General features: G+C 54.9%; 14 protein-coding genes. 12 read left to right on the top strand and 2 right to left on the bottom strand.

The features are described 5' to 3' along the window. The first annotated feature begins 121 nt into the window (after positions 1–121). The 11 genes from HNR38_RS15075 (at position 122) to HNR38_RS15125 (ending at position 12,613) form a co-directional block, all read left to right on the top strand. The gene (locus tag HNR38_RS15075; protein WP_183705797.1) at positions 122–1,945 is read left to right on the top strand and encodes a heparinase II/III family protein; all 1,824 of its coding nucleotides are present in this window, start codon (positions 122–124) and stop codon (positions 1,943–1,945) included. Continuing rightward, positions 1,942–3,159, top strand: a complete 1,218-nt coding sequence (locus HNR38_RS15080; RefSeq protein WP_183705799.1) for a glycosyltransferase family 4 protein — start codon at positions 1,942–1,944, stop codon at positions 3,157–3,159. The genes HNR38_RS15075 and HNR38_RS15080 overlap by 4 nt, the downstream gene beginning before the upstream one ends. Continuing rightward, on the top strand, positions 3,156–3,764 hold the full coding sequence (locus tag HNR38_RS15085; protein WP_183705801.1) for a sugar transferase: 609 nt from the start codon (positions 3,156–3,158) through the stop codon (positions 3,762–3,764). Before HNR38_RS15080 ends, HNR38_RS15085 begins: the two co-directional genes overlap by 4 nt. A gap of 1 nt (position 3,765) precedes the next feature. Then, positions 3,766–4,419, top strand: a complete 654-nt coding sequence (locus tag HNR38_RS15090; RefSeq protein ID WP_183705803.1) for an acetyltransferase — start codon at positions 3,766–3,768, stop codon at positions 4,417–4,419. Positions 4,420–4,443: 24 nt separating this feature from the next. Then, complete coding sequence (locus tag HNR38_RS15095) at positions 4,444–5,619, top strand: DegT/DnrJ/EryC1/StrS family aminotransferase (protein ID WP_183705805.1); 1,176 nt, start codon at positions 4,444–4,446, stop codon at positions 5,617–5,619. A gap of 42 nt (positions 5,620–5,661) precedes the next feature. Continuing rightward, positions 5,662–6,828: a nucleotide sugar dehydrogenase gene (locus HNR38_RS15100; protein ID WP_183705814.1), complete on the top strand. Its 1,167-nt coding sequence runs from the start codon at positions 5,662–5,664 to the stop codon at positions 6,826–6,828. Between the two features lie 70 nt (positions 6,829–6,898). Continuing rightward, positions 6,899–7,501 (top strand): adenylyl-sulfate kinase, encoded by a 603-nt coding sequence (gene cysC, locus HNR38_RS15105; RefSeq protein WP_183705816.1) that lies wholly within the window; start codon positions 6,899–6,901, stop codon positions 7,499–7,501. 43 nt (positions 7,502–7,544) lie between these two features. Next, a complete protein-coding gene (locus HNR38_RS15110; RefSeq protein WP_183705819.1) occupies positions 7,545–9,308 on the top strand; it encodes an SLC13 family permease in 1,764 nt (587 codons plus the stop codon). A gap of 12 nt (positions 9,309–9,320) precedes the next feature. Then, complete coding sequence (locus HNR38_RS15115) at positions 9,321–10,070, top strand: YdcF family protein (protein ID WP_343068343.1); 750 nt, start codon at positions 9,321–9,323, stop codon at positions 10,068–10,070. 68 nt (positions 10,071–10,138) lie between these two features. Next, positions 10,139–12,082 carry a polysaccharide biosynthesis protein gene (locus tag HNR38_RS15120; protein ID WP_183705821.1) on the top strand — a complete coding sequence of 648 codons (1,944 nt, stop codon included), beginning with the start codon at positions 10,139–10,141 and terminating at the stop codon, positions 12,080–12,082. A 165-nt stretch (positions 12,083–12,247) separates the two neighbouring features. Continuing rightward, on the top strand, positions 12,248–12,613 hold the full coding sequence (locus tag HNR38_RS15125) for a histone-like nucleoid-structuring protein, MvaT/MvaU family (protein WP_183705824.1): 366 nt from the start codon (positions 12,248–12,250) through the stop codon (positions 12,611–12,613). A 36-nt stretch (positions 12,614–12,649) separates the two neighbouring features. Here HNR38_RS15125 and HNR38_RS15130 read toward each other — a convergent pair whose 3' ends face one another. Both HNR38_RS15130 and HNR38_RS15135 read right to left on the bottom strand, forming a co-directional pair. Then, positions 12,650–13,603 (bottom strand): GGDEF domain-containing protein, encoded by a 954-nt coding sequence (locus HNR38_RS15130; protein ID WP_183705826.1) that lies wholly within the window; start codon positions 13,601–13,603, stop codon positions 12,650–12,652. 2 nt (positions 13,604–13,605) lie between these two features. Beyond that, positions 13,606–14,634, bottom strand: a complete 1,029-nt coding sequence (locus HNR38_RS15135) for a response regulator (protein ID WP_183705828.1) — start codon at positions 14,632–14,634, stop codon at positions 13,606–13,608. Positions 14,635–14,770: 136 nt separating this feature from the next. Here HNR38_RS15135 and sbcB point away from each other — a divergent pair, with 136 nt between their 5' ends. Further along, positions 14,771–16,225 (top strand): exodeoxyribonuclease I, encoded by a 1,455-nt coding sequence (gene sbcB / locus HNR38_RS15140; RefSeq protein ID WP_183705830.1) that lies wholly within the window; start codon positions 14,771–14,773, stop codon positions 16,223–16,225. The last annotated feature ends 6 nt before the right edge of the window (positions 16,226–16,231 follow it).

Consider the following 16,231-nt stretch of genomic DNA (forward strand, 5'->3'; position numbering starts at 1 on the left):
ATATTTGATAAATTTCTTTTGTGCTTTGTTTACTAATCGCTTTGGGACGGTGCATGACCAGCGGGCTTGTAGCAGATTAGTGGAGTTTTCGAAAACCCGTTCCTGCCCGGAGACTCGCTGAATGGCTTCTGTCGTCTCCAAAATCAAAATGGTGCGTTGCCTTGGTGTTTTGAATGTTTTTAGAGCACTTTCATTCCGTTTGGGGGTTCAACTGGGGATTAATGGTGTAAAGGATTTGAAAGCAGGTGTACCTGGCGGGCGTTTTTTCTCAAGAACAGAATGGCCAGTAAATAGTTGGGATGAATTTCGATACTTTCCTCTGGCGTTCGGTCACATTGAGGTAAGTCGCGAGAGTGTTCCTGACTGGCATAAGAGCGTGTTGACGGGCAAGTGCTTCCCGGACCGCGATAGACCCTGGCATGCGATTCGGGATTTCAATAGTGATGCAGGCGACATAAAAGGAATCTGGGAGCTTTCCCGTTTTGATTGGGTGCTTGGTTTTGCCAGAGAGGCCCAAGCAGGCCGCACGGAAGCCTTGCAAAAGTTGGAATCTTGGTTGGAGAGCTGGGTACAAGAGAACCCATCCTACTGTGGTCCGAACTGGAAATGTGGGCAGGAGGCCTCTATCCGGGTTATGCATTTGGCGATGGCAGCCATTGTTCTTGGGCAAAGTTGTAGGCCAGAAAAGGGCCTGCTGGAACTGGTTGAAATACACCTGAAGCGTATTGCGCCAACCATTCAGTATGCGATTGCCCAGGATAACAACCATGGTACTTCTGAGGCCGCTGCACTGTTTATCGGTGGAAGCTGGCTTGCCATCCATGGCATTTCGCAGGGCACGAGCTGGGAAAAAAAAGGCAGGAGGTGGCTGGAAAACCGGGCGCGCCGTCTGATAGAGCAGGATGGCAGCTTCAGCCAGTACTCTGTGAACTATCACAGAGTGATGCTGGATACCCTCTCAATGGTAGAGGTGTGGCGGAAAACACTCCAATTGCCGGAATTTTCCCGCCATTGGTACAGCAAAGCGAGGGCGGCTACAGAGTGGTTGACGGCATTGCTACGGCCGGGCGGTGATGTGCCTAATCTTGGCGCTAACGATGGCGCTAGATTACTGCCCCTTGCGGCGGTGGACTATCGCGATTTTCGTCCTTCTGCGCAATTAGCTAACGTGCTGTTTTTGCGGCAAAGGGCGATTTCTGATCCTGGAGAATGGGACGCTCCGTTGAGGTTGTTGGGTCTTGAGCTGCCAGAGGCGGTAGCAGAATGCCCTGGCAATGTGCAGTTCGATGATGGTGGCTACGCAATAATGCGTAAAAATCATTGTTTCGTGTTGTTCCATTACCCACGTTTTCGTTTCCGCCCTGGCCAGGCCGATGCACTTCACCTCGATGTTTGGTTAGGCGGGCGCAACATCTTCCGGGATGGGGGATCTTTTAGCTACAACACCGAAGAGCCTTGGCAATCCTATTTCCCGGGTGTTGGGAGCCACAATACCATCCAGTTTGATGGTCGCGATCAGATGCCGCGACTTAGCCGATTCTTATTTGGCGAGTGGCTGAAAACGAGTCGATTCCAGCCTCTGGATGAAACATATGAAGGGCTGTCGGTTCTTGCAGGGTATCGCGATTATAAAGGGGCGGTTCATACTCGGAAGGTGTTGCTTGGCAAGGAAAAGTTAACTGTTAAGGACGATATTGACGGTTTCTCCAGCAATGCAGTGCTGCGATGGCGATTAGAGCCTGGCAATTGGGAGCTAAAAGGCCTTGCTGCAAAGAACGAAGATCTGACTATTGCAATTACCAGTACCATCGAGATTGTTCGTTGCGAAATCGTTGATGGCTACGAGTCTCATTATTACGGTCGTAAGACGAAATTGCCGGTTCTTGAAATTGAGGTGGCCGACGCTGGTTGCCTGTCCACTGAACTAACCTGGAATACAGTTTGAGAGTTCTATATTTCCACCAGCACTTTGTCACGCCGAAAGGCGCGGGCGCGATCCGCTCTTATGCCATGGCTCGGAAGCTCGTAGAGCGTGGTCATAGTGTAACCATGGTGTGCGGTAGCAATACTACAGGTACCACAGGCCTCGAAGGTGAATTCACGGGAGGTAAACGCAGAGGATTGGTAGGCGGCATTGATGTTATTGAGCTTGACCTGGCCTATTCGAATAATGACGGTTTTATGAAGCGTGTGTGGACGTTCTTGTCTTTTGCGTTTCGTAGTATCTGGATTGCACTGACCGAAAAGTACGACTTAGTATTTGCGACGACTACACCACTAACGGCTGGTATTCCTGGTATTTTTGCCCGCTGGCTAAGGCGTAAGCCCTTTGTGTTTGAAGTGCGGGATTTGTGGCCGGAATTACCTCGTGAAATGGGCGTTATTAACAACCCGGTCGTGCTCTGGGTGATGGAGGGGTTGGAGTGGTCAAGCTATCGTTCCGCACATAGGTTGGTAGGTTTGTCCCCAGGTATTGTGGAGGGCATTACAAAGCGTAACGTGCCCTCGGAAAGGGTAGCTATGGTGCCTAACGGTTGTGATCTGGACATTTTCACAGATTCGGCCAAACCATGGCGCCCGCATGGAATCGCTGATACGGATTTGATGGCCATATTTGCCGGCACTCATGGTATTGCAAATGGTTTGGATGCCGTCTTGGACGCTGCAGGTGAATTGAAAAAGCGAGGACGTGACGATATCAAGTTTTTGCTGATAGGTTCCGGTAAACTCAAACCGGCTCTAATGGCCAAGGCAGAACGTAACGGCCTCGACAATGTCGTATTCCATGATCCGGTTAAGAAGAGCGAACTGGCGGGCCTTATGCGAGCAACGGACATCGGCATGCAAATTTTAGCCAATGTGCCCGCGTTTTATTACGGCACCTCACCCAACAAATTTTTCGATTACATCGCAGCGGGGGTGCCTGTTTTGAATAACTACCCCGGTTGGTTGGCGGAAATGATAGAACAGGAACAATGTGGCTATGCTGTACCGCCGGCAGATCCCGTTGCCTTCGCTGATGCCTTGGAACAGGCGGCTGCACAACGTGACCAACTGCTGGTTATGGGAAAAAGGGCCAAAGCTTTAGCTGAGCGGGAGTTTGATCGTGACAAGATGGCGAATGAGTGGTTGGATTGGGTAACTGGAGCCGTACAGTGATCAAGCGACTTTTTGATGTGCTCTGCGCACTGTTTGCAATCATGTTGCTGTTTCCGGTTATTTTAGTTGTTGGGATTTTAATTCATCGCAAACTAGGCTCCCCCATTCTCTTTCGCCAAACCCGTCCCGGCAAAGGCGGCAAGCCGTTCCTGATGATTAAATTCCGGACCATGCTGGATGCGGTTGACAAGCAAGGTAACCCGCTTCCCGATGACCAACGGATGACAGCGTTTGGTCGCTTTTTGCGGTCCACGAGTCTGGATGAGCTTCCGGAACTGTGGAACGTACTGAAAGGTGAGATGAGCTTGGTTGGCCCACGCCCGCTGCTGATGGAGTATCTGCCGTTGTACTCCGAAGAGCAGTATCGCCGTCATGATGTGTGCCCAGGTGTAACCGGTTGGGCACAGGTGAATGGCCGTAATGCACTTTCCTGGGAAGACAAGTTCAAGCTGGATGTGTGGTACGTGGACAACCAGTCGTTTCTACTGGACCTGAAAATTCTTTTCCTCACCGTGAAAAAGGTATTGATTCGCGACGGTATTAGCGGGGAAGGCGAGGCTACGATGTCGAAATTTTCCGGGAATCAAAATCAATCAGGAGAGTGATATGGCTGGGAAGTTGGTCGGAATATACGGTGCAAGTGGGTTTGGCCGTGAGGTGATGCCGGTTGCCCGAGAGATGTTTGCCTCTGATGACTGTGAGCTGGTATTTATCGACGATAATCCTGAGCTTGTGAAAGTCAACGGCGTACGAGTTTTGACATACTCCGACTTCCTCAAGCATGAGGCTGAAGAAAAGCGAGTTTCAGTCGCTATTGCAGATGCCAAGACTCGCCGTGAGATCGAGGAGCGTTGTTATTCTGATGGGATCAAGCCCGCCTCCGTTAACTCACCCAACAACGTGGTGTTGGATGAGGTTCAGATTGGGTCTGCTAGCATACTTTGTCCTTTCGTCACGCTGACCTCGAACATCACGATTGGCCAGTCATTTCATGCAAACATATACAGCTATGTGGCTCATGATTGCGTGATCGGTGACTACGTGACTTTCGCGCCGGCAGTGAAGTGTAACGGTAACGTGGTTATTGAGGACAATGCTTACATTGGCACTGGGGCTATCATCAAACAGGGCCAGCCAGGCAGCCCGATTGTGATAGGTGAGGGGGCCACTGTTGGAATGGGCGCTGTCGTTACTAAAAATGTGGCGCCAGGTAGTGTTGTGATCGGTAACCCGGCCAAACCGCTTGTCAGAAACTCTTAAAGCACTCGCTGGAATCGCTTTCTAATGTTGAACGGACCCTTCTCCCCCTGGCCCTCCTTCACCGATGAAGAGGCCAACGCCGTACGTGATGTGCTGCTCTCCAACAAAGTGAACTACTGGACCGGCCAGGAATGCCGGGAGTTTGAGCGGGAATTCGCGGCTTTTGCGGATGCTGATTACGCTATCGCTCTGGCTAACGGCACCGTTGCGCTGGACTTGGCCTTGAAGGGTTTAGATATTGGCCCGGGCGATGAGGTGGTGGTTACCTCCCGTACATTTCTTGCATCGGTTTCCAGCATCGTCACAGCTGGTGCCACGCCGGTGTTTGCCGATGTGGGCCGGCACTGCCAGAACATTACTCCCGCCGCGGTTCGCAAGGTAATTACTCCACGTACCAAAGCCGTCCTTTGTGTGCACCTGGCCGGCTGGCCCTGTGAAATGGACGGCTTCATGGAACTGGCCGAGGAGTGCGGCCTGTCCGTGATTGAAGACTGTGCCCAGGCCCACGGTGCCCGTTACAAGGGTAGTTCGGTGGGGGCTCTTGGCCATGTGGGTTGCTGGTCGTTCTGTCAGGACAAGATTATGACCACTGGTGGCGAAGGTGGCATGGTGACCACGAATGATGAAACCCTGTGGAAGCGCATGTGGGCCTATAAGGACCATGGTAAAAGCTGGGATGCCGTATACGAACGGGAACACCCGCCAGGGTTCCGCTGGTTGCATGAAAGCTTCGGCACTAACTGGCGGATGACGGAAATGCAGGGCGTGATCGGCCGCATTCAACTGCAACGCATGCCCGAATGGCATCAGCAACGCCTAGCCAACGCCGAATGCATCTGGAACACCGCCCGCGAACTGCCCGGTCTGCGGGTGCCGGATGTGGTGGAACACATGGAGCACGGTGCTTACAAATGTTATGTGTTTGTAGAGCCCGAACAGTTGGCAGAAGGTTGGAGCCGGGATCGTATTCAGCAAGCCATTGTCGACGCGGGTGTACCTTGTTTCTCTGGCTCATGCTCGGAGGTGTATCTGGAAAAGGCCTTCGACGGTACCGGCCTGCGGCCGGAAGCCCCCTTGCCTATCGCCCGGGAGCTTGGGGAGACCAGTTTGATGTTTCTGGTGCATCCTACATTGACGGAAGCGGAGATAACCAAAACCTGTGCGGTGATTACAGAGGTTATGTTGGGTGCCACAGGTTAGATCGACAGTTAAGTATTAAAAGTTTTCTACGAGAGGATGATCATGAAAATCGCCATCGCGGGTACCGGCTATGTGGGGCTGTCCAATGCCATGTTGCTGGCCCAGCATAATGAAGTGGTTGCTCTGGACATCGATTCCGAAAAAGTTGAGCTGCTGAATAACCGCAAGAGCCCGATTATTGATGCGGAGATTTCCGATTTTCTGGCGAATAAAGCACTGACCTTCACTGCCACTCTGGACAAGGCGCAGGCTTATCAAGGTGCGGATTATGTGGTGATTGCCACGCCGACGGACTATGACCCACAAACCAACTACTTCAACACCCAAACTGTGGAGTCTGTGATTCAGGATGTGATGGCAATCAATCCACAGGCCGTGATGGTGATCAAGTCCACGGTACCGGTTGGTTACACCCGGGAGATCTGTGAACGGTTCGAATCCAATAACATCATCTTTTCCCCGGAGTTTCTCCGTGAAGGCAAGGCGCTTTACGACAATCTGCACCCCTCGCGTATTATCGTGGGCGAGCGCTCCGAACGTGCCGAAATCTTTGCCGGGCTGCTGAAGCAGGGTGCGTTGAAAGAAGATGCCCCGGTACTGTTTACAGACAGCACCGAAGCGGAAGCCATCAAACTGTTTTCCAATACCTACCTTGCCATGCGGGTAGCCTACTTCAATGAGCTGGATACCTATGCGGCCCGCCACGGACTGAATAGCCGGCAGATTATTGATGGTGTGGGCCTGGACCCACGCATTGGCGACCACTACAACAACCCCTCCTTCGGTTACGGCGGCTATTGCCTCCCGAAAGACACCAAGCAGTTGCTGGCCAACTATGAGGATGTGCCCAATAACCTGATCCGCGCGATTGTGGATGCCAACCGCACCCGTAAGGACTTTATTGCCGATGATATCCTGCGTCGCAATCCGAAAGTGGTGGGGGTGTATCGCCTGGTGATGAAGTCCGGCTCCGATAATTTCCGGGCGTCCGCCATTCAGGGCATCATGAAGCGCATCAAGGCGAAAGGGATTGAAGTGATTGTCTATGAGCCGGAACTGGCTGAAGACGAGTTTTTCCATTCCCGGGTTATTCGCGATCTGGAGGCCTTCAAGCAAGAGGCGGATGTGATTGTGGCCAATCGCCGCAGTGAGAATCTGAAGGATGTAGACGACAAGGTCTATACTCGGGATCTTTTTGGCAGTGACTGAATAACGACACGAAATGAAGCCTTAACCGGGGTGTTCGTGACAATTCTCCAGAGTAGTGATGTAACAAAGAATGAACGATATTGTCTGGCACGACCACAAGGTAACCCGGGCCGAACGGGCCAGGAACAAGAACCAGAACCCCTGCCTGCTCTGGTTTACCGGATTGAGTGGTTCCGGAAAATCCACCATCGCGAATGCCCTGGACGTGGCCCTGCATGAACGGGGTTACCACACCTTTCTGTTGGACGGTGATAACGTTCGCCACGGCCTGTGCAAGGATCTGGGGTTTTCGGATTCAGATCGCGTTGAGAACATCCGGCGGATTGGCGAGGTCAGCAAACTGTTTGCCGATGCCGGGCTGATTGTTCTCAGCGCGTTTATCTCGCCTTTTATCAGTGACCGGCGCCTGGTTCGCAAGCTGTTTCCGGCTGGTGAGTTCATTGAGGTTTTCATGGACACACCGCTGGCCACCTGTGAAGACCGTGATCCCAAAGGGCTCTATCGAAAAGCACGCTCCGGGGAAATTCGGCATTTCACCGGTATTGATTCACCCTACGAAGCGCCGCCTCATCCCGAGGTGAGGCTGGATACCAGTGTCCTGTCGGTGGATGAGTGTGTGGATCGCCTCATTGATTTCATGGTCAATCAGCACCTGATCGCTCGCAATGAATGAACTTTGGAGCAGCGGGAGCGTTGAATTACAGGAGACCTGACTAATGGATTGGCAGGCCGCACTGACGCTGCTGACCCTGGCAGGCGTACTCTCCGCTTTGTCCCTTACGCGTGTATCGGCTGATCTGATCTTGATGTCGGCCCTGGCTCTGCTGCTGATTACCGGTGTTCTCGGGCCGGTAGAGGCACTGGCGGGTTTTGGTAATCCCGGCGTGATTACGATTGCGACGCTTTATGTGGTGGCCTCCGGCCTTAAGGAGACCGGTGCCATTCAGTGGCTTGCCCGAAAACTACTGGGACACCCTACAAGCCAGCATGGCGCCCAGTTACGCATGATCGCGCCGACGGGGCTCCTCTCCGGATTTATGAACAATACTGCCGTCGTGGCCATGTTTATCCCGGCGATTCAGGATTGGGCGCAGCGTCTGGGTATTCCGGCTTCACGGTTGTTACTGCCTTTGAGTTACGCCGCGATTCTTGGCGGTACCTGTACCCTGATTGGTACCAGCACCAACCTGGTGGTGGACGGCTTGCTGCAGAGCCAGCAGGGTATTCAACTCGGGCTCTTTGAGTTGGCGTGGGTGGGCGTACCCCTTCTGTTGGTCGGTGGGGCGTTTCTTGTGTTTTTTGCGCCCCGTCTGCTCCCGGACAGGGGCGGGTTGACGGAAGAGCTGGACCTGGTCCGGGAATACGGTGTGGAAGTCGAGGTGATGCCTGGCCCCCTGGAAGGCCGGACCATCGCCCAGGCCGGACTCCGGGCGCTGAGTTATGGATACCTGACGGAGATTAACCGGGGCGGTCGCCTGATTACCGCCGTGGAGCCGGACAGAACCCTGCAGGCCGGAGACCGGCTGTATTTCGTCGGGGCACCGGAGTGCGCCAGCGAACTGCGGCGGATCCATGGCCTGAAACCGGCCAATGGCAGTGTTCACAAGCTTGAGATGGAAAACCACCAGCGTTGTCTGGTGGAGGTGGTACTCGGGCCGGAATTCCCGGCCCTGGGGATGACCATTCGTGACAGTCGGTTCCGGACCAGGTTCAATGCAGTGATCCTGTCGGTCTCCCGGGAGGGACGGCGCGTCCCCGGTAAGCTTGGGGATATCACCTTCAAGATGGGGGATACCCTGCTGCTGGAGGCCAGTCACCAGTTTGAGGAGCAGTACCGGTTCCGTCGTGACTTCCTGCTGGTGAGTGCCCTGAACGATTCCACCCCTCCCGACTTTCGTAAAGCTCCCAGAGCGCTTGCGATTCTAGCGGTGATGGTGTTGCTGAGCGCCACGGGGATATTGTCCATCATGGAGGCGGCCTTCCTGGCGGCCGGGGCGATGATCGTTTCGGGATGCCTGACGGCTAGCCGTGCCCGTCGCAGTGTGGATTTGCCTGTTCTGGTGATCATTGCCGCCTCCTTTGCCCTGGGCAACGCAATGACAGACACCGGAGCTGCCGAATGGATCGCAGATGGATTGCTGGGGATGGGGCCGCTGACGCCTTGGTTGGCGCTGATCATGATCTATGGCCTGACCACGTTGTTTACCGAGCTGATCACCAATAATGCTGCTGCGGTACTGATGTTTCCCATTGCCCTGGCGGTGTCGGAGCAACTGGGCGTCAGCTTTCTGCCTTATGCCGTTGCTGTGATGTTCGCCGCTTCCGCTTCGTTTATCACGCCGCTCGGGTACCAGACCAATCTGATGGTGTACGGGCCGGGTCGGTACCGGTTTACCGACTATATGCGGCTGGGTATTCCCCTGTCCTTGCTGGTTGCCTGTGTGGCGTTGGCACTGATTCCGGTCTTCTGGCCATTCTAGGAGCATTTCCCGGTGTTTATCGTTTCCAAGATTGTCATCATGATCCTGTCGCCGCTTGGCTCGTCCCTGCTGGGCGGTCTGCTGGCGCTGGCTCTGGGACTGTTTGGAAGAAAACGGCTGGCACTGGTGCTGGGTGCTTTGGCGCTGATCTGGCTCTGGGCTTGGTCGCTGCCGGTGACCAGCTATGCGATCCGCGGTTATCTGGAGAACCTGAATCCACCGGTTAATGTAAGTGCTATGCCGCAGGCCGAGGCCATTGTGGTGCTCGGTGGCGGCACCCGTCCGCTGGGCTTTTACCGCCCCTATCCGAACCTGGGCGCGGCGTCTGATCGGGAATGGCATGGTGCCCGTTTGTACCATGCCAGCAAAGCTCCCATAGTCGTGCTGACCGGTGGCCATGATGCCCGTTTCAGTACCACTTCATCCGCGGAAGCCATGCGCCGTTTCATGAAGGCTCTCGGTGTGCCGGACAACGCCATGGTATTGGAAGAAAAAAGCCGGAATACCACTCAGAATGCGGATTTTACCGCCGATATACTTGAGGAGCGGGGGATCAACCGGATATTGCTGGTGACCTCGGCGCTACATATGCCTCGAGCCCAGGGCCTGTTTGAACGGCAGGGCCTGGAGGTGATTCCGGCCGCCACGGATCACGAAGTGAGAGAAGGCCCGGCCTGGCGCCTCTGGATGCCGGATACGGAGGCACTGGATGGCAGTAGCCGGGCCATCAAGGAAATCGTCGGCCGGCTTGTCGGCCGGTGATTGTAACCCCCGCTCGTCTTTCTATCCTCTACACTCAGTTGAGATGACCACTGTCAGGGCCTGATTGGATGTTCCAGAAATTTCTGAATTTGCCGCGCTTCTACAAACGCATGATTTCCGTGGTGGCGGATGTGGTGGCGTTGTCCTTTTCCCTGTGGGCGGCCTATGCACTGCGGCTGGACAAGGCGCTCTGGCTGACGGGTACGGAGCAGTTATTGGTTTGCGGACTGACCGTTGCTTTTACCATTATCGTATTCGTGCGCCTAGGTCTCTACCGCGCGGTTGTGCGCTATCTGAATGACCGGGCCTTCATCACTGTCAGTATTGGGGTGATTGGCTCAGTGGGCATCCTGATTCTGTTGGGATACTGGCTGGAAGTTCTGGTTCCTCGTTCCGTGCCCATCATTTATGGCGCCCTGGCGTTTATCTTTGTCTCCGGTAGCCGCATGGGCGTTCGCATGCTGGTGGCCAGGCCTTCTGCGAAGGATCGCAAGAACCGGGAGCGGGTGATTATTGTTGGCGCCGGGGAAACGGCTTTGCAGCTTTGCCAGGCACTGCAGCAGGGTGCCAGGTTCCGCCCGATGGCGTTTATTGGCTTTCAGTCGTCCAATCATGAAACCCTGATTAACGGCCTGCCGGTTTACGATATCAGCTTCATTGAAAAGGCCATTCGCAGTCATCGGGCTGAGCGCCTGTTGCTGGCTCTGGATGCCGATTCCACAGTGGACCGTAAGCGGCTGATGCGCCAGTTGGAGCCTCTGTCGGTGCCGGTCCAGACGGTGCCTAGCATGGGTGAGCTGGTGGCCGGTCAGAAGCGCATCAATGATATCCGTGACCTGGAAATTGAGGATCTTTTGGGCCGCGATCCGGTGCGCCCGGACAATGCCCAGGTGGCCGAAACCCTGACCGGACGCGCCGTGATGGTGACTGGGGCTGGTGGGTCTATTGGCTCGGAACTGTGTCGGCAGATTATCCGCCATCGCCCCGGCCTGCTGGTGCTTTTCGACCAGTCGGAATTCTCGCTCTACAGTATTGAGCGGGAACTTCAGTCGATCAATGAGGCGGAAGCGCTGGGCGTGGAGATTCAGCCGCTGCTGGGCAGTGTGACCCATCGCCGGCGCTGCGAAGTGGTGATGCGCTCCTTCGGTGTGCAGACGGTCTATCACGCTGCCGCCTACAAGCATGTGCCGCTGGTGGAGCACAACGTGATTGAGGGCGTGCAGAACAATGTGTTTGGCACCTGGTATGCGGCGGAAGCGGCTATTGCCGCCGGTGTCGAGCGTTTTGTGCTGGTGTCCACTGACAAGGCCGTACGGCCCACCAATGTAATGGGCGCCAGCAAGCGGCTGGCTGAGCTCGTGCTACAGGCGCTTGCCCAGCGACAGCAGGAGACGGTCTTCTCGATGGTGCGCTTTGGCAATGTACTGGGGTCGTCAGGCTCGGTTGTACCGCTGTTCCGGGAGCAGATTCGGGAAGGCGGGCCGGTGACGGTGACTCATCCGGACATCATTCGCTATTTCATGACCATTCCCGAGGCCAGTCAGTTGGTCCTCCAGGCAGGCAGCATGGGGCAGGGCGGCGAGGTGTTCGTCCTGGATATGGGAGAACCGGTCCGGATTGTGGATCTGGCCCGAAAAATGATTCACCTGATGGGGCTGGATGAGAAAACCGAAGACGATCCGGAAGGTGACATCGAGATCGTCTTTTCAGGCCTTCGCCCTGGTGAGAAGCTTTATGAAGAACTGTTGATTGGTGATGATCCTCAGGGAACCAATCACCCGAGGATCATGATGGCCCGCGAAATCTCACTGCCATGGCCGGAGGTGGAAGACATTCTGAATTGTCTGGCGGGTGCCAGCCGCGGGTTTGATTGTGAGGCGGTGGTTAATCTTCTGAAGGACGCGCATACCGGTTATAACCCAACCACTGATATGGCGGACCTTGTCTGGTGTAACGGAACGCAGGGAGCGATGGCGTCCGACAGTTGGGATAAAGTAACACGGCTTAATTAAAAATATTTAAAGCGGATCTTTTAAACCGTTGGCTCTAATTTATTTGTGACGGGAGTCACGAAGACTAAATAACTTTGCTAATTCCTGAAATATTTATTACTATCAGTTTGCTGTTTGTTCAATTCGCTATTTATTTAAGTATTTTTACATATAAGGTTATCTTTCATGGCAAAGATCAACGATTACTACCAGAAAAAGCAATTGATGGAACAATTGGCATCCGAGCTGGAAAAGCTTGAACAGGATCAGGCGTTGAAATCCGAACTGGAGTTTGAAAACAAGGTTCGGGATTTGATGAAGGAATACAATAAGGCCCCGAAGGATGTGCTGCAGATCCTGTCTGCCATTGATCCTTCCATTGCCGGTACCAAGGCCGAGGCTGCCTCCGGCACCCGCGCCAAGCGCCCGCTGAAGACCTACAAAAACCCCCACACCGGGGAAGTGGTCAAAACCCGCGGCGGCAATCACAAGACTCTGAATGAGTGGCGTGATAAGTACGGTAAGGAAGCCGTGCAAAGCTGGCAGGAATAATGCCTTTGGCCCTGCCTCTCCCGGAGGGGCAGGGTTTTAAACCACCACCACCCGGTTTCGCCCGCCTTCCTTGGCCTCGTACAGGCCCTCATCCGCTTTCTGTAACCACTGCATGTAGTTTTCCGGCCCCTCCTCCAGTTGGGAGATGCCCACACTGATGGTATATCGAATGTCGCCCGTTGTTGTTTTGACGGTGCTTTCCTCAATAGCTGTCCGGATTCGTTCGCAGATGATTCTTGCGCCTTCGGCATCGGTTTCCGGCAGGATGACGCCAAACTCTTCGCCCCCGTAACGGCCCGCGCTGTCGGTCTGGCGAATGTTGGACAGGGTGACCTGGGCGGTATGACGGATGACTTCATCGCCGGCCAGATGGCCGTGGGTGTCGTTAACCTTTTTAAAGTGATCGATATCGAACATGACCAGTGTTGCTGACTGCCCATAGCGGCGAAAGCGTTCATACTCAGCATCCACCAGGTTTTCCCAGGCGCCGCGGTTAAGCAGGCCGGTCAGGCGGTCAGTAATGCTCAGCGTTGCCAGCTTGTCATTGGCCCGTTCCAGCGCCCGCTTGCTGCTGGCAAATTCAGTGACGTCGTAAACCAGCAGGCAAACCCGGTCTACCTCACCGGTCGGGCCGCTGAGCGGGCTGATGGTCAGGTTCTGGAACATGTATTCTTCGGTACCCGTAATGGGGCGGGTGTTTCGGAACTTGAACAGGTAAGGGCGCTGTTCCCACGAGGTGAAGGCGCGGGTATTCAGCATGGCTACGGCGTCGACCTTGCGGGTCAGCCAGCCTTCGGGGATATCCGGGAAAACCTCGAACAGAACCCGATCATTGATCTGGCTGGATGTGATGCCGCTGTGATTTTCCATGAAGCCATTCCAGGCCTGCACCCGAAAGTCCAGATCCAGCACCACCAGACCGACTTCAACTGTCTCGAGCATGTCCACCAGCCAGTGGAACGAATCGGTTTGCGGATTCTTGAAAGCCATGGTTACTCCACCAGGTATTGGAGATTCTTTTCCAGGAAGGCGATGGAATCTTCTGTTAGCAGAACCAGCATGTCACAGCGAATGTCGCGCTTCTCGATGGTATAGGCGATCTCGATGCAGAGTAGCCTTTCTTCGCGCTTGTTGTGATATTCCAGCAGTTCGTTGATCGGGCGGTGCTGGCCCAGAACAGTCGGGTGCCCAAGGCCGAGTTTGAGGTCCAGCTGGTCGCCAATGCCATTCAGGAATGCGCCGAACAGAATGCTGGACATGTCCATCAATACTTCGACATTGACCGATTCGCCTTCCAGGACATCGTAGTGCAGTAGTTCTGCCATATCCTTGAAGGAGGCATCCTCAAAAAGCAGTAATGCTTCGCCAGCGATACCCGCCCCCGTAAAGCCCTGGCATACCGCGGAATATTCGTTTTCCTTTTGTGCGGCGGATATGGCCATGTGCAGCTCGGAGTTGGCGATAAAATCAACTTTGGGTACGGGCTGTTTCACAAAGACGTTGAGCAGTCGGGCCAGGAGGTCAGATGACCGTCCCATGGCCACATTGGCGATCTCCTGAAGGTAGTCGTTCAGGCTGACGGAGATTTCGCGCTGGTTTGATTGCCGATTGTGCAGGCTGGAATCGCGGAGGGCAGAGGTTTCCAGTTCCCCGAGTCGGTAAAAACCATATTCTTCCAACAGGCCGGATACAGAGGCGGTATCCGTCGGCTTTTTGATGAAGTCAATGGCGCCCAGTTTGCGTACGCGTTCGCGGGCTTCTGGCTGGATGTCGCCGGAGACGACGATGGTCAGGACTTTCAGATCTTCTTTGCGGATGTGCTCCAGAACCTGATAGCCATCAAGGCCAGGCATGTTCAGGTCCAGGAACAGGAGGTCTGCCTGGCCTTCACGCAGCATCTGCAGGGCGTCTTCGCCACCTTCGGCGAAAAGGACGTCGCTGGCCAGACCTTCAGGGAGAGCCCGGGCCATCTGTTTTCTGGCGAGAGACGAGTCATCGCAGATGAGAATATGAGTATTCATTCTGCCATCCTGACCATTATAAAGTTTGGGAGTATACCAGCCAAAAAATACATGTAGATAGCCGCGACATTGTGAATTTGCAATGTTTTGCCGCGGCCCGCAGAATTTGCTTCATTTGCTGACTCAGGAGTTTCCCTTGATCCGCTCTTTTTACTGGCACGACTATGAAACCTTCGGTGTGGACCCCGTCCATGACCACCCGGCCCAGTTTGCTGGTGTGCGTACCGATGCGGATCTGAACATCATCGAAGACCCGCTGGTTATCTACTGCCAGCCGTCGGATGATTACCTGCCTTCGCCGGAGGCCTGCCTGATTACCGGCATAACTCCGCAGAAAGCGGCCTCTGAAGGTTGCCCGGAAGCGGAATTCATAGCCCGGATCAACGAGGCCTTCAGTCAGCCGGGCACCTGTGTGGTGGGCTACAACAGCCTTCGTTTTGATGACGAAGTGACCCGTCATACTCTTTACCGGAATCTGCGGGACCCCTATGCCCGGGAATGGCAGAACGGCAATTCCCGCTGGGACATCATCGATATGGTTCGCCTGACCTGGGCGTTGCGCCCGGAAGGCATTGAGTGGCCAAAGAAAGAGGACGGTAGCCCGAGCTTCAAACTCGAAGAGTTGACGGCTGCCAACGGCATCGCCCACGAAGCGGCACACGATGCCATGTCGGATGTGGAAGCCACGATTGCCCTGGCGAAGCTGATCCGGGAAAAGCAGCCGAAGCTGTTTGATTTTGTTCTGAACAACAAGGACAAGCACTCTGCCCGGCAGATGCTGGATACTGGCACGATGAAGCCGGTGTTCCACATCTCGGGCAAATACCCGGCCCGCCGGGGATGCTGTGCTCTGGTTGCGCCGGTGGCGGATCATCCCAGCAACAAGAACGAAGTGATTGTTTACGATCTTCGTGAAGACCCTTCCGAACTGATCGCCGCCAGTGCTGAGGAAATCCGTGAGCGGGTGTTTACTTCACAGGCCGATCTGGGGGAAGACATTAGCCGTTTTCCCCTCAAGGGCGTTCAGTTGAACAAATGCCCGGTGCTGGCGCCGGCCAATATGCTGTCCACGCTGTCCGTAGAGAAACTGGCCACACTGGAATTGGACGGGGATGTGATGCGGGCCAATCTGGCCAAGCTGCGCAAGGCGCCGGATCTCCCGGCACGTATCGCTGAAGCGTTCGGTCAGCCGTTTGACGGCAATGATCTGACCGATCCGGACGAGCAGTTATATGCTGGCGGCTTTATCAGCCGTGGTGACCGGGAAAAACTGGACTGGCTTCTGGGCCGTTCCCCGGAAACCCTGGGAGAGGATGCCGGCACGCTGCGTTTCGAAGACGACCGGTTGCCGGAAATGCTGTTCCGCTACCGAGCGCGGAATTATCCGGCAACCCTGGAAGGTGAAGAACGTGAACGCTGGGAACAGTTCCGCAGTCAGCGGCTGATGCAGCCCAAGAAAGGGTGGCGCTCGCTGGAGACCTTCGGCCACGAATTACAGCGCCTGGCGGCTAACCCGGACCTCACCGCAGAAAAGATGCAGGTCCTGGAGGACCTGCATCTTTATGGCGAGTCGTTGATTCCTTACTTCTGATGCCGT

The organism is Marinobacter oulmenensis (assembly GCF_014201735.1).
Taxonomy (GTDB): domain Bacteria; phylum Pseudomonadota; class Gammaproteobacteria; order Pseudomonadales; family Oleiphilaceae; genus Marinobacter; species Marinobacter oulmenensis.

What these genes read in the sequence shown, in the direction of transcription:
- HNR38_RS15075 (WP_183705797.1), top strand. Translation starts at nt 122, where the DNA reads ATGGCTTCTGTCGTCTCCAAAATCAAAATGGTGCGTTGCCTTGGTGTT.
- HNR38_RS15090 (WP_183705803.1), top strand. Translation starts at nt 3,766, where the DNA reads ATGGCTGGGAAGTTGGTCGGAATATACGGTGCAAGTGGGTTTGGCCGT.
- HNR38_RS15095 (WP_183705805.1), top strand. Translation starts at nt 4,444, where the DNA reads ATGTTGAACGGACCCTTCTCCCCCTGGCCCTCCTTCACCGATGAAGAG.
- HNR38_RS15100 (WP_183705814.1), top strand. Translation starts at nt 5,662, where the DNA reads ATGAAAATCGCCATCGCGGGTACCGGCTATGTGGGGCTGTCCAATGCC.
- cysC (WP_183705816.1), top strand. Translation starts at nt 6,899, where the DNA reads ATGAACGATATTGTCTGGCACGACCACAAGGTAACCCGGGCCGAACGG.
- HNR38_RS15110 (WP_183705819.1), top strand. Translation starts at nt 7,545, where the DNA reads ATGGATTGGCAGGCCGCACTGACGCTGCTGACCCTGGCAGGCGTACTC.
- HNR38_RS15120 (WP_183705821.1), top strand. Translation starts at nt 10,139, where the DNA reads ATGTTCCAGAAATTTCTGAATTTGCCGCGCTTCTACAAACGCATGATT.
- HNR38_RS15125 (WP_183705824.1), top strand. Translation starts at nt 12,248, where the DNA reads ATGGCAAAGATCAACGATTACTACCAGAAAAAGCAATTGATGGAACAA.
- HNR38_RS15130 (WP_183705826.1), bottom strand. Translation starts at nt 13,603, where the DNA reads ATGGCTTTCAAGAATCCGCAAACCGATTCGTTCCACTGGCTGGTGGAC.
- HNR38_RS15135 (WP_183705828.1), bottom strand. Translation starts at nt 14,634, where the DNA reads ATGAATACTCATATTCTCATCTGCGATGACTCGTCTCTCGCCAGAAAA.